25 protein-coding genes and 1 pseudogene are annotated in these 24,763 nt (G+C 62.6%); 10 read left to right on the forward strand and 16 right to left on the reverse strand.

Annotated elements, in window-relative coordinates; translation table 11 throughout:
• Window positions 1-11 precede the first annotated feature (11 nt).
• Window positions 12-335 carry a phage tail assembly chaperone gene (locus ACLIRY_RS12715; protein ID WP_413206092.1) on the forward strand — a complete coding sequence of 108 codons (324 nt, stop codon included), beginning with the start codon at window positions 12-14 and terminating at the stop codon, window positions 333-335.
• 141 nt (window positions 336-476) lie between these two features.
• Here ACLIRY_RS12715 and ACLIRY_RS12720 read toward each other — a convergent pair whose 3' ends face one another.
• Window positions 477-878 (reverse strand): transposase, encoded by a 402-nt coding sequence (locus ACLIRY_RS12720; protein WP_413206093.1) that lies wholly within the window; start codon window positions 876-878, stop codon window positions 477-479.
• Window positions 845-1,258: a transposase gene (locus tag ACLIRY_RS12725; protein WP_413205776.1), complete on the reverse strand. Its 414-nt coding sequence runs from the start codon at window positions 1,256-1,258 to the stop codon at window positions 845-847. The genes ACLIRY_RS12720 and ACLIRY_RS12725 overlap by 34 nt, the downstream gene beginning before the upstream one ends.
• 147 nt (window positions 1,259-1,405) lie before the next feature.
• On the opposite strand from ACLIRY_RS12725, the gene ACLIRY_RS12730 reads away from it, so the two are divergent.
• The 5 genes from ACLIRY_RS12730 to ACLIRY_RS12750 all read left to right on the forward strand — a co-directional run bounded on the left by ACLIRY_RS12730 (window position 1,406) and on the right by ACLIRY_RS12750 (window position 6,227).
• Window positions 1,406-1,702: a hypothetical protein gene (locus ACLIRY_RS12730; RefSeq protein WP_413206094.1), complete on the forward strand. Its 297-nt coding sequence runs from the start codon at window positions 1,406-1,408 to the stop codon at window positions 1,700-1,702.
• A 40-nt stretch (window positions 1,703-1,742) separates the two neighbouring features.
• Window positions 1,743-2,711 carry an FAD-dependent oxidoreductase gene (locus tag ACLIRY_RS12735; protein ID WP_413205777.1) on the forward strand — a complete coding sequence of 323 codons (969 nt, stop codon included), beginning with the start codon at window positions 1,743-1,745 and terminating at the stop codon, window positions 2,709-2,711.
• 454 nt (window positions 2,712-3,165) lie between these two features.
• On the forward strand, window positions 3,166-3,291 hold the full coding sequence (locus ACLIRY_RS12740) for a hypothetical protein (RefSeq protein ID WP_413205778.1): 126 nt from the start codon (window positions 3,166-3,168) through the stop codon (window positions 3,289-3,291).
• Window positions 3,292-3,412: 121 nt separating this feature from the next.
• A complete protein-coding gene (locus ACLIRY_RS12745) occupies window positions 3,413-4,795 on the forward strand; it encodes an aspartate aminotransferase family protein (RefSeq protein ID WP_413205779.1) in 1,383 nt (460 codons plus the stop codon).
• A gap of 52 nt (window positions 4,796-4,847) precedes the next feature.
• Entirely contained in the window at window positions 4,848-6,227 is a 1,380-nt protein-coding gene (locus tag ACLIRY_RS12750; protein ID WP_413205780.1) for a glutamine synthetase family protein, read from the forward strand.
• Window positions 6,228-6,426: 199 nt separating this feature from the next.
• Here the strand turns inward: ACLIRY_RS12750 and ACLIRY_RS12755 are convergent, their stop codons facing one another.
• The 4 genes from ACLIRY_RS12755 to ACLIRY_RS12770 form a co-directional block, all read right to left on the reverse strand.
• Entirely contained in the window at window positions 6,427-7,458 is a 1,032-nt protein-coding gene (locus ACLIRY_RS12755) for a dipeptidase (protein ID WP_413205781.1), read from the reverse strand.
• Window positions 7,455-8,474, reverse strand: a complete 1,020-nt coding sequence (locus ACLIRY_RS12760) for a DMT family transporter (RefSeq protein ID WP_413205782.1) — start codon at window positions 8,472-8,474, stop codon at window positions 7,455-7,457. The genes ACLIRY_RS12755 and ACLIRY_RS12760 overlap by 4 nt, the downstream gene beginning before the upstream one ends.
• A gap of 4 nt (window positions 8,475-8,478) precedes the next feature.
• A complete protein-coding gene (locus ACLIRY_RS12765) occupies window positions 8,479-8,922 on the reverse strand; it encodes an acyl-CoA thioesterase (protein ID WP_413205783.1) in 444 nt (147 codons plus the stop codon).
• Between the two features lie 75 nt (window positions 8,923-8,997).
• Window positions 8,998-10,728: a B12-binding domain-containing radical SAM protein gene (locus ACLIRY_RS12770; protein ID WP_413205784.1), complete on the reverse strand. Its 1,731-nt coding sequence runs from the start codon at window positions 10,726-10,728 to the stop codon at window positions 8,998-9,000.
• Window positions 10,729-11,565: 837 nt separating this feature from the next.
• On the opposite strand from ACLIRY_RS12770, the gene tcuA reads away from it, so the two are divergent.
• The 4 genes and pseudogenes from tcuA to ACLIRY_RS12790 all read left to right on the forward strand — a co-directional run bounded on the left by tcuA (window position 11,566) and on the right by ACLIRY_RS12790 (window position 14,891).
• Window positions 11,566-12,960 carry an FAD-dependent tricarballylate dehydrogenase TcuA gene (gene tcuA, locus ACLIRY_RS12775; RefSeq protein WP_413205785.1) on the forward strand — a complete coding sequence of 465 codons (1,395 nt, stop codon included), beginning with the start codon at window positions 11,566-11,568 and terminating at the stop codon, window positions 12,958-12,960.
• The gene (gene tcuB, locus ACLIRY_RS12780; RefSeq protein WP_413205786.1) at window positions 12,947-14,068 is read left to right on the forward strand and encodes a tricarballylate utilization 4Fe-4S protein TcuB; all 1,122 of its coding nucleotides are present in this window, start codon (window positions 12,947-12,949) and stop codon (window positions 14,066-14,068) included. Before tcuA ends, tcuB begins: the two co-directional genes overlap by 14 nt.
• A 211-nt stretch (window positions 14,069-14,279) precedes the next feature.
• Window positions 14,280-14,432, forward strand: a pseudogene (locus tag ACLIRY_RS12785) (GntR family transcriptional regulator); the annotation flags it as partial.
• A gap of 9 nt (window positions 14,433-14,441) precedes the next feature.
• Window positions 14,442-14,891 carry a GntR family transcriptional regulator gene (locus ACLIRY_RS12790; protein ID WP_413205787.1) on the forward strand — a complete coding sequence of 150 codons (450 nt, stop codon included), beginning with the start codon at window positions 14,442-14,444 and terminating at the stop codon, window positions 14,889-14,891.
• Window positions 14,892-15,081: 190 nt separating this feature from the next.
• Here the strand turns inward: ACLIRY_RS12790 and ACLIRY_RS12795 are convergent, their stop codons facing one another.
• From ACLIRY_RS12795 to ACLIRY_RS12840, 10 genes are all read right to left on the reverse strand, one after another.
• Window positions 15,082-16,545, reverse strand: a complete 1,464-nt coding sequence (locus ACLIRY_RS12795) for an aldehyde dehydrogenase (protein WP_413205788.1) — start codon at window positions 16,543-16,545, stop codon at window positions 15,082-15,084.
• A gap of 25 nt (window positions 16,546-16,570) precedes the next feature.
• Window positions 16,571-17,284, reverse strand: a complete 714-nt coding sequence (locus tag ACLIRY_RS12800) for an ABC transporter ATP-binding protein (protein ID WP_413205789.1) — start codon at window positions 17,282-17,284, stop codon at window positions 16,571-16,573.
• Window positions 17,268-18,050: an ABC transporter ATP-binding protein gene (locus ACLIRY_RS12805; RefSeq protein WP_413205790.1), complete on the reverse strand. Its 783-nt coding sequence runs from the start codon at window positions 18,048-18,050 to the stop codon at window positions 17,268-17,270. The genes ACLIRY_RS12800 and ACLIRY_RS12805 overlap by 17 nt, the downstream gene beginning before the upstream one ends.
• Window positions 18,047-19,036, reverse strand: a complete 990-nt coding sequence (locus ACLIRY_RS12810; protein ID WP_413205791.1) for a branched-chain amino acid ABC transporter permease — start codon at window positions 19,034-19,036, stop codon at window positions 18,047-18,049. The genes ACLIRY_RS12805 and ACLIRY_RS12810 overlap by 4 nt, the downstream gene beginning before the upstream one ends.
• Window position 19,037: 1 nt before the next feature.
• The gene (locus tag ACLIRY_RS12815) at window positions 19,038-19,901 is read right to left on the reverse strand and encodes a branched-chain amino acid ABC transporter permease (protein ID WP_413205792.1); all 864 of its coding nucleotides are present in this window, start codon (window positions 19,899-19,901) and stop codon (window positions 19,038-19,040) included.
• 74 nt (window positions 19,902-19,975) lie between these two features.
• Window positions 19,976-21,121: an ABC transporter substrate-binding protein gene (locus ACLIRY_RS12820; RefSeq protein WP_413205793.1), complete on the reverse strand. Its 1,146-nt coding sequence runs from the start codon at window positions 21,119-21,121 to the stop codon at window positions 19,976-19,978.
• 95 nt (window positions 21,122-21,216) lie between these two features.
• Window positions 21,217-22,140: an NAD(P)-dependent oxidoreductase gene (locus ACLIRY_RS12825; protein WP_413205794.1), complete on the reverse strand. Its 924-nt coding sequence runs from the start codon at window positions 22,138-22,140 to the stop codon at window positions 21,217-21,219.
• A complete protein-coding gene (locus ACLIRY_RS12830; protein ID WP_413205795.1) occupies window positions 22,137-23,108 on the reverse strand; it encodes an SMP-30/gluconolactonase/LRE family protein in 972 nt (323 codons plus the stop codon). Before ACLIRY_RS12830 ends, ACLIRY_RS12825 begins: the two co-directional genes overlap by 4 nt.
• Before the next feature lie 62 nt (window positions 23,109-23,170).
• Window positions 23,171-23,377: a hypothetical protein gene (locus ACLIRY_RS12835; RefSeq protein ID WP_413205796.1), complete on the reverse strand. Its 207-nt coding sequence runs from the start codon at window positions 23,375-23,377 to the stop codon at window positions 23,171-23,173.
• Window positions 23,378-23,606: 229 nt separating this feature from the next.
• Window positions 23,607-24,368, reverse strand: coding sequence for an IclR family transcriptional regulator (locus tag ACLIRY_RS12840; RefSeq protein ID WP_413205797.1), 762 nt, complete (start codon window positions 24,366-24,368; stop codon window positions 23,607-23,609).
• Window positions 24,369-24,763: the final 395 nt, after the last annotated feature.

Consider the following 24,763-nt stretch of genomic DNA (forward strand, 5'->3'; position numbering starts at 1 on the left):
ATGGCAATCAAATGCCACTCGATGCAGTCGAAATATCCGACAACCACTACGACGAACTGCTGGCGGCTCTGGCGTCCGGTTTGGAGATTGTTGCCGGTGAGGACGGCGGCCCTGTCGCTGTCGATCCTCCCCCGCTTACACTTGAACAAGGATGGTCCTGCCTGCGGAGAAGGCGTGATCAATTGCTCGCGGCCTCGGACTGGCGTGTTGCGTCAGACAGCCCCTTGCCAGCCAGCGCTCTGGCCGCATGGAGGGCGTATCGCCAAGCGCTGCGGGATTTGCCAGATAGTACTGTGGACCCGCTTACGCCCATTTGGCCCGACCCGCCAAGGTGAGTGGTCTGCATTTTCGACCCTGTTCCCCGCCTTAGGCGGGGGCCGGGGCGCGCCAACGCCCCGAGCCGGGGGGGAGTAGCCCCCACGACCAATCCGGCCAGACTGGCCGATCCCGCCACCTCGCGCGGAGGCGGGGGAGTCTTAGGCAGTGTGGACGAATTTGATCAAACAAAGGCCAGCAGCGAAACTTACGATTGATCTGAAGTTGGCGGCTGTTTTTTCGCATCTGAGTGCGACGCGCTTGAAGCGTTTGAGGCGCCCGAAGGCCTGTTCAATGCGCGCCCTGGCCTTGTAAAGCTTCTTGGGAAAGAAGGCGGGCTTGTTCTTTTCGTTGCTTTTGTGGGGGATGACTGGAGCGATGCCGCGCGCCCTGGCCGTCGCCCTGTTGGCCTTGCTGGAATAGCCCTTGTCCGTGATGACGGCTCTGGGCTCAATATCCGGGCCAATGTCGAGTAGGGTGTCGAAGTGCTTGTTGTCGGCGGCTTCGCCGCCGGTCAGGTCAAAGGCGATCAGGTTTCCACAATGGTCTGATTTGGCGTGGATTTTCGTACTGAACCCGCCCCGCGAGCGACCGAGCGCCTGACCCTTTTGCCCCCTTTTGCGCCAGCGGCCGAAACGTGCGCCCGCACGATGGTTGAATCGAACATTTGGGTCAGATGCGCCGACGAGCTCATGGAGGCCAGGGCGTCGAAGAAGGCTTCGAACACCCCGGCTTTGCTCAGGCGGTCGAACCGCTTCCAGACGCTGTTCCAGGGGCCGAACTCAGCAGGCAAGGCGCGCCAGCGCACGTTCTCGACGGCGAAGAAATGCATGGCTTCCAGAAACCGTCGATCATCTTGGGCTTTGCGGCCCCGACGGGGCAGACAGGCGCGAAACACCATCAGAGTGTGCTCCCAGTCCTCTTCGCTCATTCTCGTCGACATGGTTCCGACTCCTTAAGTTCAGTCGGAATCCTATGAATCACAACAGATTCACCAGGGGAACCCCAAAAATTTTCTACGCCTCAATTCGTCCACACGGCCTAGGAAATAAGCGTGGAGGAGTCTATCCGTTGTCCCTCGTGCAACAAGATGCTCGCAGAAATCGAGGGAATCCCTTACGGTCGAGTGACGATCAAGTGCCCGCGGTGTCGGGCGACTTTAAACTGGAGGGCCGTTCCGAGCCCCGACTCCGAGCCCGGTTCAAGGTCGCGGTGGCATTCCTCAAGGCCGTCGCCGACGCCAGGGCGTCTTCGAGGGAGGCGAGCCAGCCGATGGCCTCATTGGTCCGGCCTTCGACGCTGGCCTGAGCGGCTTCCTGGGCGTCGGCGGCTGCTTGAGAAAGGATCTCGTCGAGCAGTTGAATGTTGGCGTCGATGGCTGCGGTGAGTTTGGAGGTCGTCATTGGCTTGTTCCTCGGGTTGGTTCAATGACTCACTCATCGCGCTGGTGGCCGCCCCAGCCCAGCTATTTTTCTCCAAAACCATGTGTCGCTCACTCCAAAATCAAGTGGCGCGCTACAGTCGTTATCGTTGGCGCCGGTCCGGGGGGCCTGGAGGCCGCGCGGGTCGCCGGGGAGCGCGGCCACGAGGTGGTTGTCCTGGAGGCCGCCGCGCAGGCGGGCGGACAGGTCCGTCTATCTGCGCGGAGTGAGCGGCGGAAGGAAATGATCAGCATCATCGACTGGCGCTTGGCCCAATGCGAGAAACTGGGTGTGGTCATGCGCTTCAACACCTGGGCCGAGACCGATACGGTGCTTGCCGAGACCCCTGATGTCGTTGTCATCGCCACCGGCGGTTTGCCGCATACCGAGGTGCTATCGAAGGGCAATGACTTCGTCGTGTCGTCCTGGGATATCATCTCCGGTGACGTGAAACCTGGAGCCAATGTGCTTGTTTATGACGACGCAGGCGACCACTCCGGCCTTCAGGCAGCGGAGATTCTCTCTGCCTCAGGGGCGAAGGTGGAAATCATGACACCGGATCGGACCTTCGCCCCTGACGTGATGGCCATGAACCTTGTGCCCTACATGCGTGCGATGCAGTCCCGAGACGTGACATTCACCGTTTCATTCAGGCTGGAAGCGGTGGAGAAGGACGGGAACCAACTGATCGCCCATATTGGTAGCGATTATGGCGGTGTTGCGAAGCACCGCCCGTTCGATCAGATCGTGATCAACCATGGCACAATTCCACTGGATGAGCTGTACTTCGAGCTCAAGCCTAGGTCTTCGAACCTGGGTGCGGTGTCCTACGACCGGCTCATTGAGGGCAAACCCCAAGAAACCATCCGCAACCCGAGCGGCAACTTTCAGCTTTTCCGAATAGGGGACGCGGTTTCGGCGCGGAATACACATGCGGCGATCTACGACGCGCTTCGCCTGCTCAAGGACATTTGATCGTCGCGCCGACGAAACAGCACTCTAAAATCTATATAACAAGAGTGAAACTGGGCCAGCTTGACTCAAGCTGATCCCGTTTCACTCTAAGCGCATAGCCTCGGCCAGTTTCCCTTGACCGGGCTGGCAGCGTGCACGGTACACGACAGTCGGTCCTTTCCAGTCACGGAGCTTTGCCCCGTCCCCCCCCTCCTTTGGCGAGACTGGGGCCGAAAGGCCCCAGACCCCAGGCTGTTATTTTTAAAAGAAAAATGGGGGTTTGGGGGCATCGTCCCCAAATGGGCTTGGGCTATCGCCCAAAAGACACGAGACACTGTCCTGCGCTGTGGGCAGCGTGAGGAAGTCTCCAAGACGGAAGACGTTGCGAACAAACCCTGCGCCAGACCTTGACAGATCGAAAAATCACGATCACAAACCAATAAATGATATCACATTTCATTGAATACGAGATTATTTGACGCAGAATCGAGCTGGTCGGCGGGGGAACTTGTCGGTCTTCCATCTGCGCGTGGATAAGGGGAAAATCATCAACGTCTCCCCTTCCAATCTGGCGCTCTCTCCAGACGATGCGATTACCTAGGGCGACCGGGTCGCCTTGGGCTGGGACGGCGCAGCAAGCCTCTTGGTACCCTCATGCCCCCTTCCTTGCCCCTCGTCCCCGTCGATGGCAGCGGCATCGCCCAATAGCCCAGGAAAACACCATGCGAGACAACGCCACCACCGCCCAGCTTCAAGACCTCGACGCGGCCCATCACCTCCATCCGTTCACGAACGCCCGGGACCTCAATGCCCGTGGTGCCCGCGTGATCACCCGGGGCGACGGGATCTACCTGCATGATTCCGAGGGGAATAAGATCCTGGACGGCATGAGCGGCCTATGGTGTGTCTCCGTCGGTCATGGCCGCGAGGACATCATCGCCCCCATCGCCGATCAGATGCGCGAACTGACCTACTACAATACGTTTTTCAATACCACGCACCCCTCTGTGGCCCGCCTGGGCGCCCTCCTGACAGAGGTCACGCCTCCCCAGTTCACCCATTTCCATTTCACGGGATCGGGCTCGGAGGCCAACGACACGATCTTCCGTATGGTCCGCTACTACTGGTCCCTATTGGGCAAGCCCGAGCGGACCATCTTCATTGGACGGCGCAACGGGTATCACGGATCCACCGTCGCGGCGGCTTCCCTGGGGGGATTCGCCGGGATGCACAAGCAAGGCGGATTGCCCATTCCCGGCGTCTACCATGCCCCTGCCCCGTCCTGGTGGGCGGATGGCGGGGACCTGTCACCGGCTGAATTCGGTCTCAAGATCGCCCGGGAGACCCTCGCGCTGATCGACGGCATCGGCGCGGACCGCGTGGCAGCCATGATCGGCGAACCCATCATGGGGGCCGGTGGCGTGATCATCCCGCCCGAGACCTATTGGCCCGCACTGACCAGCGGACTGAAGGACAGGGGCATTCTGTTCATTTCCGACGAAGTCATCTGCGGTTTTGGCCGCACCGGGGAATGGTTCGGCTGTGAGTACATGGGGACGGAACCGGATTTCCTGACCATGGCCAAAGGCATCACCTCCGGCTATGTTCCCATGGGTGCCGTCGCTGTCTCGGACCGGGTGGCCTCGGTCCTGCTGGAAAAAGGCGGGGAGTTCTTCCACGGTTTCACCTATTCTGGCCATCCGGCAGCCTGTGCAGCGGCGCTGGCGAACATCACCATTCTGCGCGACGAGGGCTTGGTCGATCGTGTAAAGACCGATATTGGTCCCTACCTTCAGGAGAAATGGCGGGCCTTGGCCGACCATCCGATGGTTGGCGAGGCGGTCATGGTCGGATTGATCGGCGCCATCCAGTTGACCAGCAACAAGGAGACCCGGGCCGACTTCCCCGAGGTCGCCTCTGTTGGCCTGTCGGCGCGGGATTTTGCCTTGGAGAATGGCTTGGTGATGCGAGCCGTGGGAGATCGTTTGATCATCGCTCCCCCCTTCACCATGACCCATGCCGAAGCCGATGAGTTGATCGACACGACCCGCAAAGTCATCGACCTGACCTATGACCGTGCCCGACGCATGGGATTGATCCACTAGGCCCAAAGCGCCCATCCTCCTCCTTCATCCATCCCATTTGCAGAGACAGGTCATGACATTCCCGTCCCCATCCGGGTCCTCCCTCAAGGAGGCCCTGTCCTTCCTGGACCGCTACCCCGACGTTCAGGCGCTGGACATCGTCTTGACCGACTGTCACGGGATTGGTCGGGGGAAAATCATCCGGCGCCATGAGCTGGCCGCCATTTACGCCGAAGGACGCCCCATGCCCAGCTCCCTCTTCGGCGAGGATGTGGCCGGTGATGACGTGGAAGCAACGGGTCTGGTCAATGTGGATGGAGGCGGCGACAAGCGGTGCTGGCCCATCCCGGGAAGCCTTGGCCTGATCCCCTCGACGGGCCGGGGGCAGGTGCTGGTCAGCATGTACAACGACGATGGCTCTCCCTTCGCCGCGGAACCCCGCAACGCCCTGCTGGGCCGCATCGACGAAGCCCGGGCGGCAGGCTTCACCCCCCTGGGCGCCTTCGAGCTGGAATTCTACCTGATCGCCAATGGACCGGAGGACCGGGGGCATCACCGCTTGGCGCCCTACGCCCTGACGGGCCACCGTCCCGACCACCGCAACACCATGGCGGTCGACGAGCTGGATCAAATGTCGCCCTTCCTGGACTCAGTCTACGCCGGAGCGGAGCACCTCGGGCTCACCCTGGAATCCGTCATTTCCGAATACGCCATCGGTCAATATGAAATCACCAGCCGCTACCGGAACCTGCTCCGCGCCGCCGATGACGTGATCATCGCCAAGCGTCTGATCCGGACCACCGCCCGACGCTTTGGCTTCGAGGCCTGTTTCATGGGCAAACCGTTCGGCGATCAAGCGGGGTCCGGCATGCATCTGCATCTCTCCCTAGCCGATCCGGACGGAAACAATCGGTTCGCGGACCTCCCCGATGGAAGCCTGAACCCCCTGATGCTCCAGGCCATCGCCGGGATCCGCGAAACCATTGGCGAGACCATGTTGGTCCTCGCCCCCTTCCAGAATTCCTGGCGACGCTTCGCCTCCACCCTCTATTCCCCCGCGTCCGATACTTGGGGGTTGGAAAACCGCAATGTCGCCATCCGGGTCCCTGCCAACGGCGGCAAGGGCCGACACTTCGAACACCGCGTGGCCGGTATCGACGCCAATCCCTACATGGTCGCCGCAGTAACCCTGGCGGGGGCCATGGAGGGTATCGCACACCAAAAGGATCCCGGCCCCGCCCACCGGGAAGACGCCACCCCCTCCTCCCTTGGCGGCAGCCTGCCCCGGTCCTGGCGGGATTCAATGGATGCCCTGGAGGCCTCAGCCTTTGCCCGAGCCGCCCTGGGTGAGGAGTTGCACCGGTCCTTCCTCGCCGTGAAGCGAGCGGAGTGGTCCCGCCTCGCGCTCATGATCCCGGACACGGAATGGTCGCTTTATGGATTTGTCGTCTGAATCCAACCGAGAAGACATTCTCGACGCGCTTGAAGACGATGGACTTTGGAAGCGGCCAAATGACCGCAGCCATGGTACACGACAGCGTCTTATATTTTTTGGGCGATTGCCCAAGCGCATTTGGGGGCAAAGCCCGATGACGGGAAAACATCCCCTGTCGGGTCCCGCGGGCCGCTGCGCCTTCTAGAGTGAAACTGGATCAGCTTGAGCCAAGCTGGCCCCTGTGGAGAACAGCACCTGGATCAGGGCCACCCCGAGAACCCGGCCAGACCGCTTCGGCAATCCGCCGAAAATTACCCCCTGCTATCGCAGCGATATCCTTGGCCTCATATCCATGGGCCCGCATCAATCGCAAAAGCGCTCCAAACAGGTCAGGAGGAGACGGAACAAGCGAGGGGTCAGAATATCCCCAGATACTGGGCCACCAATACTCCAGGTCAATGGACACGGGCAAGGAATCCAACCCCGTATCGTAGCAGTAGTCCAATCCCAGTCCCACGTTAGAGGAGCCCACCCGAGACACCAGATAATCCAAATGTTCGAATACCGTCTGGGCAGGATCGTCACTTCGCCCGATAAGGAGCCCATGGGCGGTCACGCCAATCACGCCACCGACCGCCGCACAGGCATCGATTTGTGTGTCCGTCAGGTTGCGCGGATGGTCGTAAAAGCGCCTGACGTTGGCGTGGGAAAAGACGACAGGTCTTTCGGTCCAGCCCAGCATGTCCATGCTCGTCCGTTCTCCCGCATGGGAGAGATCCAGGACCACGCCTGCGGACTCCATCTCTCGGATGATTTCTTTTCCATGGGGAGAAAGGCCAGGATCATAGTCATCATGGCAGCCGCCACCCACCGCGTTCTGCCGATTGTAGATCAGGTTCATCTGCCGAACGCCCAGGGCGGAGAAGCGATGGACCAGGGCAGGATTTCCTTCGAGAGGTCCGGCTCCCTCGAGATCGAAGGCGACCGCAAGACGGTCGGTTGCCTCTGCGGTGGAGAGGTCGGACAGGGTTTCAGCCAGGAGAAAACGGTCGGACAGGGCGACGAGGCGACGATGAAAACGCGTGAGAACGGCCATGACCTCCGCCGTTGACGCCATATCCATCCCCACATTGATCGAAGCGAACCGAAATCCCGCGCGCCAATGGGCACCCAGGACCGCTGGATCTCCCCCTTCATCCAGGGGAATACACACATGAGCATCCCAGGCGGGAGGGGCGGGCCTGGTCATTCCGGGTCCCGACCGGCCGGAGATTGAACCCCGACCTCTTCCCTGCCAACACCTCTCTTCCCGCGCCGCGCCGAAGGGTTTCCCCCAAGGATCAACAGCCCGGCAACCATAAAAAACACACCCACGGAGCCGACGGCGCTGATTTTTTCGTGAAAAACGATGAGACCCAGCAGGGTCGCCACCAAGGGTTCAAGCAGACTGATCACGCTCGACGCAGCCGCAGGCGCGCTTCGCATCCCAATGAAGAAAAACACATAGGCCACGGCGGTCGGAACGGTTCCGAGAAACAACAGCAGGCCCGTAACTTCCAGGGAAGGAAGCGGGGTCGGCCCTTGGATGACGAAAGCGGGTAAAAGAATGGCTACCCCTCCACCAAAACCAAGAATGATCAGCTGGTAGGGATCGTGGTGAGGGGCAAGACGGCGGCTGAGCAGAACCATGGTGGCGTAGCTCACCGCAGCGCAAAGAGCCAGGAGCGATCCATCGACAACGCCCGTGGCGGCCAAGCCAGAGGATCCCGGCCACCCGATCAGAAGCGCCGTGCCACCAAGCGTCACCCCCATGGCAAGCACAGTTCGACGCCCCACCGCCTCGGTCAGGACGTACCCGGAGCTGACCGCCACCAAGGGAGGTGCCACGCAGATCGTAATCAGGGTGGCAATGGTAACGCCCGCCCGGTCGACGGCATTGTAGTACGCCAACTGATACAACGCCGTCGCCAGGGCGAGGCCGACGAATGGCCAGACATGAGCGCGCCCGACCCAAAGCCTGGGTCTTCGCCGCAACAGAACACCAACAAGAAGAAGAGCGGGAACGGCGATGGCCAACCGATAGAACCCCACTTCCATGGGGTCCAATGCCGATATCAGAAAGAGCTGCTTGGCCACGGCCCCGCCAGTGCCCCACAGCATCGCAGCCAAACCAACCAGCCAAAGGCCGGAATGGGGCGGGTCCGCCACGGGAGACGGCATGGTCTTGGGGCGCATGGTCTTGGGGCGCATCGTCTCCAAGGTCATTGTTTTATTGGCCGCCATCCCGTTGGTCTTCGCCCAAGAGCCGCGTGGCCGCGGCCCGGACCTCTTCCGCCAGGGGAATGGCGCACCGTTGGGCAAGATCATATTGAACGGTCACCGCCTGAAGGGTCGCACAGATCTTTCCGGTCGTGGCATTCAACAGGCGATGGCCCGTGGTTAGGGATTTGGCGCCGATCCGCAGGACCCGACTTTCTCCAATCACCAGGGCTCCGGCCAGCAATTCCCCTTTGTAATCCACCTCATGATGCACATCGGCCCAGCCCATGGAGCGGTCCTCGATCCAGGCCGGATCGAAACCGATTGCCGCGAAACAATGCCATTCGGCCTGATCAAAAAACCCCATGTATTCCTTGATGGTCAGATGACCCATGGCATCGCAATGGGAAGGATAAACCACCGCTCTCAAGGTATTTATCCAGTTTTCACTCATCTCCGACATCTCCTTTGATGGGGTGGAGGGCTCCCTGCGCAGACGGTCGGTTCCCTAGAGTGCTCCCAAATCACTCTAGCGTTGGGCCATTGACGCGCGTTCAAGGTTGGGGTCGACAAGGATGCGATCCTCTGCCGGAAGGCGGGCAGGATCGACTTCGGCAAAGGCCGATTCCGACGAGTCCTCCGGAAGAAAGGCGGGCATGAGCGTCAGCATGCCGAGGGATTCCGCGTGTTGAAGTACCTTCTCGACCTTCCGGCACGCGATTGTTCGCTCATAACCGAACAATCGTTCTATTTTTTGTGCGATGTCTTCAATGGTATGATAGCCATCGCAATGTAGCATAACTTCAAAATACAATTCTGTGACTTTTAGACAATTAAGATACAGGTCAACCCGACGCTCTTCCTCCTTCTTGTGGCCATTATAGATGAGTCCGCCATCGGCTGTTTTGAGGAGAACAACCTTCTTCTTACGACGAAATTTCGGTCCCGGCTCAACTTTGCCATGCCCCCTGAAGATATAGCTGCAGAGGACCCGGACTTCTATGATTTCCTCTTCAGTGAGGTGATCCGTGTGATGGACGGGTTCGTCCTGCTGAGACCAGCGAACATAATCGCGGTCGGTGATGTGAATTCCCCATCGATCGGGTTCGGCATAGTGGCGGGTTCCTGGGTAGGGCTTGTAGGTGAAATCGCGGACCATGTCCGGGCCGAGTTCCTTGAGCATGCGGATGGTCTTGAGTTGATCGGCCATGGTTTCGCCAGGCATGCCAAAGACGGCGAAAGCGATGGATCGGATGCCCGCCGCCTTGGTCATGTCAAAAGCGCTTCGCATGTTCCGCGATTTGCGCTGGAACATCGCGAGGTTTGACTCGCTTGCGCTCTCGACGCCATAGGCAATCCGGTCACATCCCGCCCGCGCCATCAAGGCGAGCAGATCGGGGTCCACATATTCGGTGCGGGTCAGACAGTGCCATTTGATGGGCAGATTGGTTGCAATCAACTCCTCGCACAGAATCACCGCCTTCTTTCGATCTACCGTCAGGATGTCATCATAGAAATAAAAATACCGAAAACCTTGGTCGTAGGCCCAAGTCACTTCCGCAATCAAGTCGGCGATGGCATGAAATCGAACGCGTCCCCGTTCAAATGATGACGTGCAGTATTCGCATCGAAAAATGCACCCTCGTGTGAGAGAGAGAATATACCGCTCCCCCCGCGCTACGTATTTTTCCAAGGGAACGAGGTGGTAGGCGGGAAACGGCACCTCGGCCAAGGTCTCAACCACGGGCCCGGGCGGGGTTTGGCGGACTTTGTCCCGGTCAAGGGGATCCCTCAGGACAAGACCAGGAATACCATCGGGGGAGCGTCCGCTCAAAAGGCATTCGAACAGGTCCGGCCCTTGCCGGTCGCCTTCTCCAACAACAAGATAATCAATATCATCGCACCGCCGAATGGCCTCCAGGGGCATCCAGGAGACATAGGTTCCACCGACCACGACCGGAATGGTGGGGTCGATCTCCTTCACCAGCCCCGCCGTCCTTTCCACCATCGGAAATGTCGATGTGGACCGGTTGGTTATTCCCACCACGCGAGGCGCTAACCGACGAATGTCCCGCTCCATGTCCTCGAAAGACATTTCGAGAATGGTGGCATCGAGAATCGCTACGGATATGCCGCGCTTCTCCAGCCAAGCAGCAAGTATCGCAAGATTTCTGGGAGGATCTATCTGTTCATATTGATCGTAGGTGAATGGAGGGACAAGTCGATAAGGTGGATTTACCAACAATACATCAATGGACATTTGTTAAACCCCCATCCTGTACGCCAAATTTTATTATTTAAGGAATTGGAGGGTGACAACACCCTCCAATCCTGAAACGTCAGGGAAGATTGTCTTCCTTGACAATTTCATCAACCGCTTCCACCAGAAGATCGGTGTCATCTTCCGAAACGTTGCGGTCGATTTCATCGATTTCGAGATTTTCGACTTTCATGTTTAAAACCTCCTCTGAATGTTCAGTTGCATTGCTGATCGGAAAGAATCTTCTTCCCGCAAGGTTCCGACAAAGCAGAACCTGCTTAAGTATAATGGTTTACAAACGACATCTTTCAATTGCGGTTATCCGCAAATCACTCAACAATACCTTGTAGAGCACCCCTCTCGTGACGGGTCTCCGATGAGGGCTCATTGTCCGACACCATAGCGCTGGAATATTTTCTCTCTTTCACCAAAAACCCCGCCCTCTCTTTGAAATAGACTCTGTGTCCTCGAAAATCCGGAAACCCTGCTTCGCAGTTTCTGGGCTCTGCCCAGACCCGCAAAGGGTCGGCGGACCCTTTGATCCCGAATGGGGGTCCGGGGCCTCAGGCCCCGCGTTTTTCGGCGCCGCAAGGAAGGGTCCCGCTCCATCCGGTCCTGGCTCTGCGGCCCCCTGGGCGAGGTAGCGGGCGAAACTCCAACCCTCCGGCAAGAGACATCTCTCATGGGCGGGCGCCATGCCACGCAACAGAACACTCAGGCTGCGCACATCGACGGCCAGACCGATCGATCGCCACGAGACCCGACCCCTTGACGGATATCCTTTCCCGGCACATAGTACACGACTGTATACATCTACACACATTGGGGAGTGCCGCCTTGGCTCACTCAAAAACTTACGATGTCCTCGTGATTGGGGGAGGGAACGCAGCCCTCTGCGCGGCGATTATTGCGCGGGAGAAGGGCGCAAGCGTCCTGTTGCTGGAACACGCGCCCAGACCCTTCCGGGGCGGCAACAGCCGCCACACCCGCAATCTGCGCTGCATGCACATCGGTCCCACCTCCGTGCTGACCGAGACCTATTCGGAGGCGGAGTACTGGGACGACCTCTCGCGGGTTACCCAAGGGGTCACCGACGAAGCCCTGGCGCGCATGACCATCCGTGCCTCGGCTGCGGTGGAACCCTGGATGACCGCCCGGGGCGTGCGCTTTCAGCCATCGCTGAGCGGCACCCTGAACCTGTCGCGCACCAATGCCTTCTTCCTGGGCGGCGGCAAAGCCCTGGTGAACGCCTACTACGCCCATGCCGAACGTATCGGTGTGGAGATCCTCTATGACTCCGAAGTCCGATCCCTGCACATCGAGGATGGCGTGTTTCGCGGCGCCAAGGTGACCATCAAAGGCTTCCCCGCCACGATCTCGGCCCGGGCCGCCGTCGCCGCCTCCGGAGGCTTCCAGGCCAACATCGAATGGCTCAAGGAGGGCTGGGGCCCCCAGGCGGAAAACTTCCTGATCCGCGGCACCCCCTACGCCCAGGGGACGGTCCTCCGGGACCTGCGGGCCCAAGGGATGGAGACGGTGGGCGACCCGACCCAATGTCATGCCGTGGCCATCGACGCCCGCGCGCCGCGCTTCGACGGCGGCATCGTCACGCGCCTGGACTGCGTGCCCTTCGGCGTGGTGGTCAACCGCGAGGCCAAGCGCTTCTATGACGAAGGCGAGGATTTCTGGCCCAAGCGCTACGCCATCTGGGGCCGCCTCGTGGCCAAGCAGCCGGATCAAACGGCCTATTGCCTGATTGATTCCAAATGTCTGCCGTTATTCATGCCCTCGGTCTTTCCCCCGGTGGAATCCGACAGCATCCGTGGCCTCGCCGGGAAGCTCGACCTGGACCCGGCCACCCTGGAGGAGACGGTGGACCGCTACAATGCGGCGGTTCAGACCGGCTCCTTTAACAAGGACATCCACGACGACTGCCGGACCGAAGGCCTGGAGCCCCCAAAGACCCATTGGGCCCAACGCCTGGACGCCCCGCCCTACTACGCCTATCCGCTGCGGCCGGGCATCACCTTCACCTACCTGGGCGTCAAGGTCACCGAGGAGGCCCGGGTGGTCCAAACCGGTGGCCGCCCCTGCCCCAACCTTTTCGCCACGGGAGAAATCATGGCGGGCAATATCCTCGGTCAGGGCTATCTGGCCGGACTGGGCATGACCATTGGAACCGTCTTCGGACGCATCGCCGGAGAGGAGGCCGCCAAGCATGTCCTCCATTGACCCCACCCGAAACCCGGGACAGGATGCTCTGACCGACGCCCGTCAGGCACTGCAAATCTGCAACGCCTGCCGCTATTGCGAGGGCTATTGCGCGGTCTTCCCGGCCATGACCCAACGTCGGGCCTTCTCGGACGTCGATCTGGACTACTTGGCGAACCTCTGCCACGGCTGCCGGGGCTGCTACTACTCCTGCCAGTACGCGCCTCCCCATCCCTTCCACCTCAACCTCCCCCGGGTCCTGGCCGAGGTGCGCGGCAACAGCTACGCCAAATACGCCTGGCCGGGCCCCCTGGCCCGGCTGTTCGAGCACAACGGTCTGGTGGTTTCCCTGGCTGTCTCCCTCAGCCTGGGACTGGTGCTGGCCCTGACCGTCCTCCTCCAGGACACCGGCGTGCTCTTCGCCCCCCAGCGGGGCCCCGGCTCCTTTTACGCCGTTATCCCCCATGGGGTGATGGTCGCCGTGGCAGGGACCACCTTCGGCTTCGCGGTGCTGGCCCTGATCATGGGCTTCCTGCGCTTCTGGACGGGGACCGGCGGATCACTCCGCCAGTTGGTCGACCCGCGCGCCCTTGGCAAGGCGGTCAGCGACATCGCCACCCTGCGCAACCTGGGGGGCGGTGCCGAGGGCGAAGGCTGCACCTACCCGGACGAAGCCTTTTCCAACAAACGCCGGTGGCTGCACCACTTCATGATGTATGGCTTCCTGCTGTGCTTCGCCGCGACCTGCGTGGGAACAATCTACGACTATGGCTTCGGCTGGGTGGCGCCCTACTCCTGGTACAGCCTCCCCGTGGTGATGGGAACGATTGGTGGCATGGGTCTTCTGATCGGCCCGGGCGGCCTTCTGGCCCTGAAGTTCGTGGCCGATCCGGAGCCCGGCGTCCGCCGCCAATTGGGGATGGACGTGGCCCTCCTCGCGCTGCTCTTCCTGGTCTCCCTGACCGGATTGGTGCTGCTGGTCTTTCGGGAGACTCCGGCCATGGGGATCCTTCTGGCCATTCACCTGGGCTTCGTCCTGGGCCTGTTCCTGACCCTGCCCTACGGCAAATTCGTCCATTCCATCTACCGGGGTGCCGCGCTCCTCAAGGCGGCCCTGGAGCGCCCTTGACCCCCTTCTATCCCCACCGGATTCCTTTCCCCGGTGGCTCCTCGCCCGGCGGAGCTCCCTCCGCCGGGATTTTTTTGACCGCTTGCCCTCGCTGGCGGCCATTGCGATAGTTCGGCTCCCCACCCCATGACTAAGGACCAGGACCCTGCCCCGCGCCAAGAGCACCCCAGAAACCCGATCGGACGCCCTGGGCGCCAGCGCCCACCAACGCATCCGCGAGGCCATCGCCAGCGGCGTCTTCAAGCCCGGCCAACGGGTCACCGAGACCCAACTTGCCGAGTGGCTGTCGATCAGCCGCACCCCCGTACGCGAAGCCATCCAACGCCTACTGACCCAAGGTCTGCTCAGCCAGTCGGCGGGCCAGGGCCTGACCGTGACCAAGCTGGACTACCAGGCCATCGTCGAGCTGTACGCCATGCGCGAAGTTCTGGAATCCGCTGCGGCCCGCTCTGCGGCCAGTCAGGCCACGGAACCGGAGATCGAGATCCTGGAGGATATCGTGGAGATGGAGCGCTCGGTCTCACCCGATGCCCCGGAGGACGCCAGTCACTACAATCGGCAATTCCATCAGGCCTTGGGCCGGGCGGCCCATAATCGCTACCTACTGGCGAGCCAGGCCGCCTTGGAGGACGCCATGGTCCTGCTGGGCAACACCACACTGGCCATCGAGGGCCGCCACGCCGAAGCGGTGGAGGAACACACCCGCATCGTCGCGGCCATCCGGAACCGCGACCCGGAAACCGCAGCCCAGACCATCGCCGCCCATATCCGGGCGGCCCAGCGCAAGCGCTTGAAAATGCTGATGAGCGCGCGGGAGGAGTAAAGCGGAACGACGAAAAGTGGGCACCGGTTTTCCGTCACGGGGCTTGATCCCGTCCCCCACTGGGGCCGAAAGGCCCCAAACTATGATTTTTGGCCGAAAGGCCCCAGTCCCCAAGCTCTTATTTGTGATAGAAAAATGGGGCTCGGAATACTCTAGGGGTCGCCCGCGACGGGGCGACCCCGCTGGAGACTCACAGGCCCCAATAGATGCTCTTGGCCTGCTGGTAAGCGCGCAGGCCCTGAATGCCCTTTTCCCGACCCAGGCCGCTGAGCTTGAAGCCGCCGAAGGGCGCGGCGATGGACAGCTGCTTGTAGCTGTTGATCCAGACCGTTCCCGCCTCCAGGGCACGGGCAACCCGCCAGGCCTTCTTGTAGTCGGCCGTCCAGATGCCGCTGGCCAATCCGAAATCGCTGTCGTTGGCCTGTGCGATCAGATCCGCCTCGGTCTCGAAGGGCATCATCACCAACACCGGACCGAAGATCTCTTCCCGGGCGACGGTCGAGCGGTTATCCAGCCCCCCCAGGATGGTCGGCAGGTAATAGGCGCCTTGGTCCAACCCCGCACCCTCGGGCCGGGCGCCGCCGGTGATCACATGGCCGCCCTCTTCCAGCCCCTTCGCCACATAGGCCTCCACCCGTGCGCGCTGCTCAAAGGAGGCCAGCGGCCCGATCACCGATTTGGGATCCGTCGGCGGCCCCACCACGAAGCGGGCGGTCTCCGCCACCAGCAGGTCGCGAAAGGCATCCAAAACCTCGGCCTGGACGAAGAGACGCGAGCCCGCCACGCAGGATTGGCCCGTGCCGCCGAAAATACCACTCGCCACCGTCTTGGCTGCGGCCTCCAGGTCGGCGTCGCCGAAGACAATATGCGGCGACTTGCCGCCCAGCTCCAGGATGGTGGGGACCAGGCGTTCGGCTGCCGTTGCGGCGATGCGCTGGCCCGTACCGGTGCCGCCGGTGAACGAGACGCAGCCCACTTCCGGGTTGGCGACCATCGCGCCGCCCACGTCCGCGCGGCCGGGCAGGATGCTCAACACCCCTTCGGGCAGACCGCCCGCCACGCAGGCCTCGCCCAATGCCAGGGACACGAGGGAGGTGCTTTCCGCCGGTTTCAGGACGATGGCGTTGCCCGCTGCGAGAGCCGGGGCGATCTTCTGGGCGCCCATGGTCAGGGGCGAGTTCCAGGGCACCAGGGCCGCAACCACGCCGAGGGGCTCGTGCACGGTCATGGTGAAATAGGGTCCCCGGGCGGGCGGCATCTCCTCCTGGAGGGTCTCGCAGACGCCCGCGTAATAGCGGAACACTCCCGCAGCAGCCCGGGCCTGGGCCTGGGATTCCGCCCGGGTCTTGCCGTTCTCCAACATCTGGAGCCCGGCGATGCGGTCGAGGTCGGCGAGGATCGCGTCATGGATCGCGTGCAACACCCCGGCACGCCGATGGGGCTCCCAGGCCCCCCAGCCGCTGTCGGTCAGGGCGCGCTTGGCGCGGGAGACGGCCTGGTCCACCTGGGCGGGGGACGCGGTGCCACAAAACCCGACGGACTCACCGGTGGCTGGATTGACCACCGGCAGGGGCTCGCCCGCTCCGGTTTCCATGCGCCCGGCCAGGAGAATGGCGGCGGGTTGATCCGTTTGACTGTTTGTGGTCGGGGTCATCATCGAGGGTTCCTTGATGGGCATATCACAGGCCAAGGTAGGCTTCGCGCACCTGGGGGCTGTCCAGAAGCTCGCGCCCGGAACCGGAGGCGATCACCGCCCCGCTTTCCAGGACGAACCCCCGGGTTGACAGAGCCAGGGCCATGTGGGCGTTCTGCTCGACCAGAAGAACGGTCAAGCCTGCCTGTTGATTGATTTGACGGATGATCCGGGCGATTTCCTGAACGATGATCGGAGCGATCCCCAGGGAGGGCTCGTCGAGCATCAGGATGCGCGGCTGGGCCATCAGCGCACGGCCGATGGCCGCCATCTGTTGCTCCCCCCCGGACAGGGATCCGGCCATCTGGCCGGAGCGTTCGCACAGGCGGGGGAAATAGTCGAAGACCTGATCCAAGGTGGCGGCCACGCGGGATCGGTCCCGCGCCGCGTGGGCGCCCAGCAGCAGGTTTTCCCGTACGCTCATCCGCGGGAACATGCGCCGCCCCTCCGGCGAGAGGGAGACCCCCATGGCCAGGGCCGCCCCCGGGCGGTCGGGGACCTCCTGGCCGTCGACGCGGATGGAGCCGCCGACCCGTCCAGCCATGCCCATGATGGCCTTCAGGGTGGTGCTTTTGCCCGCGCCATTGGAGCCGACCAGGGCGACGATCTCGCCCGCGCCGACCTCCAGGCTGACGCCCCGCAGGGCCTCCACCGGGCCATAGCGCACGACGAGGTTGGTGACCTCAAGCTGTCCAGTCATAGTCTTTTCCCAGATAGGCCTCGATCACCCGGGGGTCGTTCTGGATGTCCGTGGGCGCGCCCTCGGCCAGCTTCACCCCATGCTCCAGGACGACGATGGCGTCGCAGAGGCCCATGATCAGTTTCATGTGATGTTCAACGATCAGCACGGTCAGGCCGTGGCGCTCCTTCACCCCGCGCAGGATGTCGCCAAAGGCGCGCACCTCCTCCGGGTTCAGGCCCGCCGCCGGTTCGTCCAGCAGCAACAGGGACGGCCGCGAGGCCAGACCGATCGACACGCCCAACCGCTTCTGGTGCCCGTAGGCCAGGGTTCCCGCCTCCTGGTCCGCCTGATCCTCCAGATCCATCTCCGCGAGAATAGCGTCGGCCAGGTCGGTGGCCGCCGACAGGGCGCCCCGGGACTCCGCCCCATGGAACAGGGCCGAGAGGAAACCGACGGGATGGCGCAGCAGGGCGCCACGGATGACGTTCTCGCGCACCGTGGAGCGCGGGAAGATGGTCGCTGCCTGGAAGGTGCGGGCCAGTCCCATCTCGACTACGGCATGGGGGCGTTTGCCCACCAGATCCGTGCCCCGGAACAGGATCCGACCGCTGGAGGGCGCCATGGTGCCGCTGACCAGATTAAAGCAGGTGGTCTTGCCCGCCCCATTGGGACCGATCAGGCCGGTGATCGACCCCTCGGTCACTTGGAAGGACACGTCGTTGAGGGCCGTCAGCCCGCCAAAGCGCTTGGTCAGCGCCTCCACCGAGAGAAAGGGCGTGCTCATGTCCGCCTCCCCAGGCGCGCCAGAACGGACGGCAGGGAAACCAGTCCTCCGGGCAGGAATTGCAGGATCAGGATGAGGGCCAGACCGTAAAGGACATGCTGGAACTCCACGGCGCCACGCAGGAATTCGGGCAGCGGGGTGAGGAACATCGCCCCCACCACGGGCCCCCAAAGGGCGAGACGCCCCCCGACGACCAGCATGATGATGTAGGATACGGAGAGCTGGAACCCGAAGGTTTCCGGCGAGACGAAACCAATGTAATGGGCCATCATCGATCCGGTGAACCCGGCGATGCCGCTGCCGATGACAAAGGCCAAGGTCTGGGTGCGGCTGGTGTTGATCCCAGAGGACTCGGCCAGGGCAAGGTTCTCCTCGACCGCCGCGAAGCGGTGGCCCAGCATACCGCGCTGGATCAGCCAGAGGATCCCCACCACGGCGGCCGCCGCGACCAAGGCCACGACATAGAACGTCGGCTTGGTGTCGGCGACGAAGGGACCGAGCCCGGCCGGCGGAATGCCTGGAATGCCGCTGGATCCCCCCGAAACCGAAGGGAACTCCAGCATCACGAGCCGGAACAGCTCGTTCAGGGCGAAGGTGATCAGCACGAAATAGACGCCGCGCAGACGCAGCAGAGGACCACCGATCAGAGCCGCCACACCCACCGACAGGACGACGGCGACGAGGGGACCGAACAGGAAGGGCAGCTCCAGGCGCATCACCGTGATGACCGAAGCATAGGCCCCCAGCCCCACAAAGGCGCCATGACAGAGCGAGAGTTGACCGACCCGGGCAATGACCGCCAGGCCCGTGGTCGCCATGATCGCCAGACAGATCATGATCGCGATGTGGAAGTGAAAGATGTTTCCTGTCGCGAAGGGGAAGGCGGCGAGCACGATCAGCGGCGCGACCGTCCACCAGCGGACCCGTCCGGTGCCGCCGGTGGACGCGGGGGCGCCTGTGGTCGGGGTTTTGTCCATGGCTCTCATGTCATGCCTCCTTGTGACCAAGCAGACCCGACGGCCTGACGAGCAGCACCGCGATCACCAGAACGAAGGTGACGATGTCGGCAGCGGAGGCCGAGACGAAGGAACTGGTGAAACTTTCGATGACCCCCAGAAGCAGGCTCGCCAGAACCGCCCCGGGAATACTGCCCAGCCCCCCCAGAATCACCACGATGAAGGCCTTGAGCAGTGGCGTGCCGCCGATGAAGGGAGAGACCCCGAACAGCGGCGCCATCAGCGCCCCGGCAATGGCCGCCAGGGCGACGCCCAGCCCCAGGCCGAGGGGGTACATGACCTCCACCCGGATGCCATAGACGGCGGCGATCTCGCTGTCCTGCACCAGGGCCCGCAGGGCGCGCCCCCAGCGGGTGTGCATCAGGAACACATAGAAGGCGACCAGGATCACGGCGGCGGCCAGGATGACAACCACCCGGGACTTGGGCACGATCAACGGCCCCAGCTTCCAGGCGCCAGAGATCAGGCTGGGCATCGCCAGGGGGTCGGGGCCGAAGGCGATCAGGGCCAGGTTCTGAAGGATCAGGGCCAGACCGAGGGAGGCGATCATCCCCGACAGCTCGTCGCCGCGGAACCGACGGAAAACCACCCGCTCGATCAGGGCGCCCAGCAGGATGGTACCACCAAAGGCCAGGGCGACGGAGACGACATAGGGCAGATCCAACTGGGTGACGGCGAAGAAGGCGGCGAAGGCACCAAGCATGTAGAACTCGCCATGGGCGAAGTTCACCACGCGCATGATGCCGAACACCAGGGTGAAGCCAATGGACATCAACAGGTACAGGAACCCAAGGATGACCCCATTGACCAGGGATTGCATAATCAGGAAAGTCACTGGCGCTCCCCCGCTGGGGTGACGAACGGAAACCACCGGCCCGCTGCGGACCGGTGGCGGGTGTTGATTCAGGGTTATTTGCAACCCTTGGGAGAACATGTGGCGACGATCTGCTCTTGGCCATCGACAACCTTGGCCACGTAGAACGGCGCGTCGATCTGGTGGGCGATGCCGTAGGCGCCCTTACCGGTCCAGTTCAGGGTACCCAGCACGCCCTTGAAGTCCTTGGTGGCGGCCAGGGCGTCGCGCACGGCGGCGGTGTCCTCGACCGTGCCCGCCTCACGCATCGCCTGGAACAGCATGCTCACCCCGTCGTAGAAATAGGGGCTGAATCCGTTCATGGTGTCGCCATAGGTGTGTTCGTAGCGGTCGATATAGGCCTTCAGGCTGGGGATGGAGGGATCGACGCCCGAATGCACCAGCAGGCCTTCCGTGGCCTCCTTGCCCGCCACATTGACGATCTCCTGGGTGGCCGGACCGCCGGTCCGCGCAATGACTCCATCAAAGCCAATGTCACGGGCCTGCTGGACGATCTGACCGGCCGTGGTGGGTGAATTGCCGTCCAGTTCGATCCCATCGATACCGGCGCCCATCAGACGGGTCAGCAGCGGCATGAAGTCCACACGATCGCGCTCGAAAAACTCGGCGACCATCTTGGCCCCGGCCTTTTCGTAGGCGGCGGCCACGTCCTTGGCGATCTGCTGGCCGGTCTCGTCGTTGGGGAACAGGGCACCGACGGTTTTCAGACCCTGACTTTTGACAACCCAATCGATCTGGGCCTGGGAAATCTCGGCGGTGGTCAGGTTCGGACGGAAAGTATAGGGCTTCTCTGGCGAGAGGGCCTTGGAGGTGAAGCCGAGGGTCAGGGTGATCACGCCTTCCTTTTCGGTGATCGGCTGGATCGCCAGGATCGGCGCCGAGCCCACCGTGCCGACGATGTATTTCACCTTGTCTTCGTAGACCAGACGGTTGGCGCCGGTGACGGCCTCGTTGGCCTTATAGGCGTCGTCGACGGGAATGATCTCCACCCTGTAGGTCTTGCCACCAACCGTCAGGCCGCCGTCCTTGTTGACGTCCTCTGCGGCCAACTCAGCGGCGCGCAGCATGCCCTGCCCCCAGCTGGCGCCGGGGCCCGACAGGGTGACCAACGCCCCGATCTTCAGGGTTTCGGCCTGGGCAGAGCCCACCGCCATCAGGGCGCCAAGCCCCAGCGCACTCATGCGAAGTCCTCGGTTCAACATTCTCTATTCCTCCCATAATTAGTCCAAGATTGGTTCTTTGTTTGGCTGCGTCGTCTGGTCATGCGACCCGTCGGTTATCCGCCCGCTCCCTTGCCCTGGGCGGCCGGTGTATCGGTGATCCGGTCCACAACCCGGGTGAGCACGGGGAAGTACTCCTGGCCGAATCCGGCCTCCCGAGCCCGGGTCATGCGACGTTCCGCCAGTTCCGCGCCCGGCGCCAGGATGCCCATGTCTCGGGCCAGATCCAGGGCGTAACTCACGTCCTTCAAAGCGTATTCCGTGGGAAAGGCGCCCACCGGAAAGACATCGGGAACCATCGCCTTCATGCCGTGGTTGCGCAGGGCGAAGCTGTCGGCCGACCCCTTCGACAGGGTCTCAAGGAGCAGGGCGCGGCCAACACCCGCCGCCTCGCCGATCACCAGGGCCTCGGACAGGGCCACCACGGTCTCGAAGAGCACCATGTTGTTCAGGATCTTCACCACCTGACCGCAGCCGATATCGCCGCAATGGGTCACTTCGCTGGCGGCCATGAACAGCAGGTCCTTGATCCGCGCGAATACGGCGTCCGAGGCACCGACCATGATGCTCAGCGTCCCGGTCTCCGCCGCCTGGCGGGTCCGGGCAACGGGCGCATCAGCCAGGAGGATCCCCTTCGCGGCCAGCCGGTCGGCCAGGGCGCGCGTCAGCCCCACGGGGGCGGTGGACATATCCACCACCACCTGGCCGCTTCGCGCCGTTTCCAGGCAACCGCCCGGTCCGGCGATGACCGCCTCGACCTGGGGACCGCCGGGCAGGCTGAGAAAAACGATATCGGCCTGGGAGAACACCTCGGCCATGGTCGCCGCCGCCGTTGCGCCCTGCGCGACGAGCCGGGCCACCGGCTCGGCCGCGATATCGTGGACGAACAAGGAATAGCCGGACTTGAGGAGCATATTGCGGCAGATGGGTTCGCCCATCACGCCCAGGCCGATGAAACCAATCACGGGGTTGTCGCTCACGCGTCACCTCTCAATTCGGGGGGAAGCTCAAAGGTCGTGACGCCGGTACCGCAGAGGGATCCCATGTAGGCCCGGCGACCGTCGGCGGAGAAATCGATGCTCGCCACGTTGCCCAGAATCGCGCCACCGGCGCGGTAGAAATGCTCGCGCCCCATCCGGCCCTCGGCCAAGGCCTCCTCGACCCAGTCCACATGGGCCGGATCCAGGTCTTCCAGGACCAAGCGGGCGTCGCCGTTCGGGGCGATCCGGTAAATCCGGTTGGACACGATGCAGGTCAGCCAGAGGTGTCCTGCGGCGTCGAAGCGGCAGCCGTCGGGGAAGTCTCCCTGGCCGAACTGGCTGAAAACGTCTTTGTTGGACAGGGTCCCGTCGGCGGCCAGATCGTAGCGGGCCACCCGTCGGCCAAAGGTCTCGCTGACATAGAGGTCGCGGCCAGAGGGACCGATCCGGCACTCGTTGGCGAAGCAGATATCATCGGCAACGATCCGCGCCCCGGCCCCGTCCTGGACAATGATCAGACCGTCGGAAACCTTGTCCGTATAGGCCTTAAAGCGGGGTTGGGAGACCGTGCTGACCGTGATCCAGACGCGTCCCTGACCGTCCACCTTCACGAAGTTGGCTGCAGCGAGGAACACCCCGTCCACCTCCATCAGGTGAGGTGTCAGGACTCCCTGGGGGGAAAGGCGCCAGACCCCGCCTCCCTCGCCGATATTGGCGACCAGATAGCCGCCGTCGGGCAGGGGCGCGATCCCATTGGGAATGAGTTCGTGACCATTGGCGGTCCTATCCTCCTGCCCACACAAGTGGCGGTGGCCACCGGGATCGATCCGGCTCACACCGGCCCCCCGGTGGGAGACCTGGAGGGTGCCGTCGGCGGCGACATGAACCGATTCCGGCCGGTTCAGATCTCGACCGATGACCGTCACTTGGTCCAAGGGAACAATGGCATTCTGGTGCGCGACTGGCACGGTGGTTCTCCTGTCTGGCGGCCGGACGCCGCCGTTAAACACTCTTCCGCCACGGGGCGGGGTCAGCCCGAGATCTCCACCACCGGCTGGCCCTGGGCGTCGGTCAACCGCTCGCCGAGGATGCGCGCCACCCCGTCAATGGAACTCCCGGCGCTGAAGCCGACGATGATTCTGATGGATTGGGTCGGATAGCCCGCCACCCCGACCGGGGTGGCGATGGCGCCCAGGGCAAGACAGGCCGCAAGCACGGCCGCTCGGGAAAACCGCATTGTAACCTCCCTATGTCGTCCACCTGTCGATGGCGGATCCGTTAGTGGTCCACTCTGCAGACCATTTGTTTCATTTTTGGTAGCACAGGGTTTCCCTTCGTTCAATAGGACAGACCGCAGCGGACGCGAAATTCGATTCCGCAACAGCGAAAAGGCCGCCCGAAGGCGGCCTGACATGGCGTGAAACTGGAAGGAAAACGGCGGACCGAAAGCTCGTCCGGGTCGGTCCTCAGGGATTGGGAACGGGAAAAGCGCCCCCCAGGGATTCAGTTATTTCCCGTGCTGCCTCAAGGAGTTGTCTGCGCATCCGGAGAATACTGTCGCCCGTGAAGCGGTCCTTGGGGCCGGAGAGGGACAGCGCGCCCACGGCCCGCCCACCGGGACCGAACACGGGCGAGGCCATGCCCGCGCAGATGGGATCACGCTCGCCCAAGGACAGGGCGAAACATTCTGCCCGAATCCGGTCGTAGCTCTCGCCCTCTTCCCCGTCGAAGGCCAGGATCACCCGCCCCGCTGCCCCCCGATCCAGGGGCAGAAAGTCCCCCACGCTGACCCGGTCCAGGGTCGAGTGATTGGAATCGATCCGGAACAGGCAAAGGCGTTTCTCTTCGCTCTGCCGGATGTGAAAAGAGGGACTCTCGGCCCCCGACTCCACCAGCCGTCCCATCACCGGCATCACGTGATGGCGCAAGGGATTGCGCCGCTCATAAGCCATGCCCAGACGGTGCACCGTGGGCCCCAGGGCATAGCGGTTATCCATGACCCGCACCACGTATCCGCATCCCAGAAGCGTTTCCAAAAGACGAAGAATCGTGCTTTTATAAAGACTTGTCCGACGCGCCAGCTCGGAGAGCGACAACGATTCGGGTTCCGCCTCCAGGGCGGACAAAACAAGCAGGGCGCGCTCAACGGCGGCCACGCCCTTGGGCGCGTCCTCGCGCTCCGCTCCCTCAGTGCCTGCGTCCACCCCGGACGCCATTTGACGTTTCATCGTTCTCACCTCGTAGCGCACCCAGGCGCATTCACTCGTAGCGCACCCAGGCACGTTCACTCTTTGCGCGCCCAGGCGCGTTCACTCTTTGCGCGCCCAGGCGCGACAGTCCCTATCACCAGGGGCGCCCCCACGCCTCGGGTTCTCAACCATTGACATGACAGCGATCCGGGTTGATGTCTAGCGGAACGTAATAAACAGAACATATGGTCTGAAAAAAGACCAAGCACCGAAACCCAGGGATGACACGCCCCAAGCAACCGTAAGCCACCAAGATCCTTTCCCGCCACAGGACACGACAGTGTCTCAACTTTTTTGGGCGATTGCCCAAGCCCATTTGGGGGCTAATGCCCCCAAACCCCCATTTTTTTTATGACCTGGGGTCTGGGGCCTAA

The organism is Rhodospirillum sp. A1_3_36, from assembly GCF_047263945.1.
Lineage (GTDB): Bacteria > Pseudomonadota > Alphaproteobacteria > Rhodospirillales > Rhodospirillaceae > Rhodospirillum.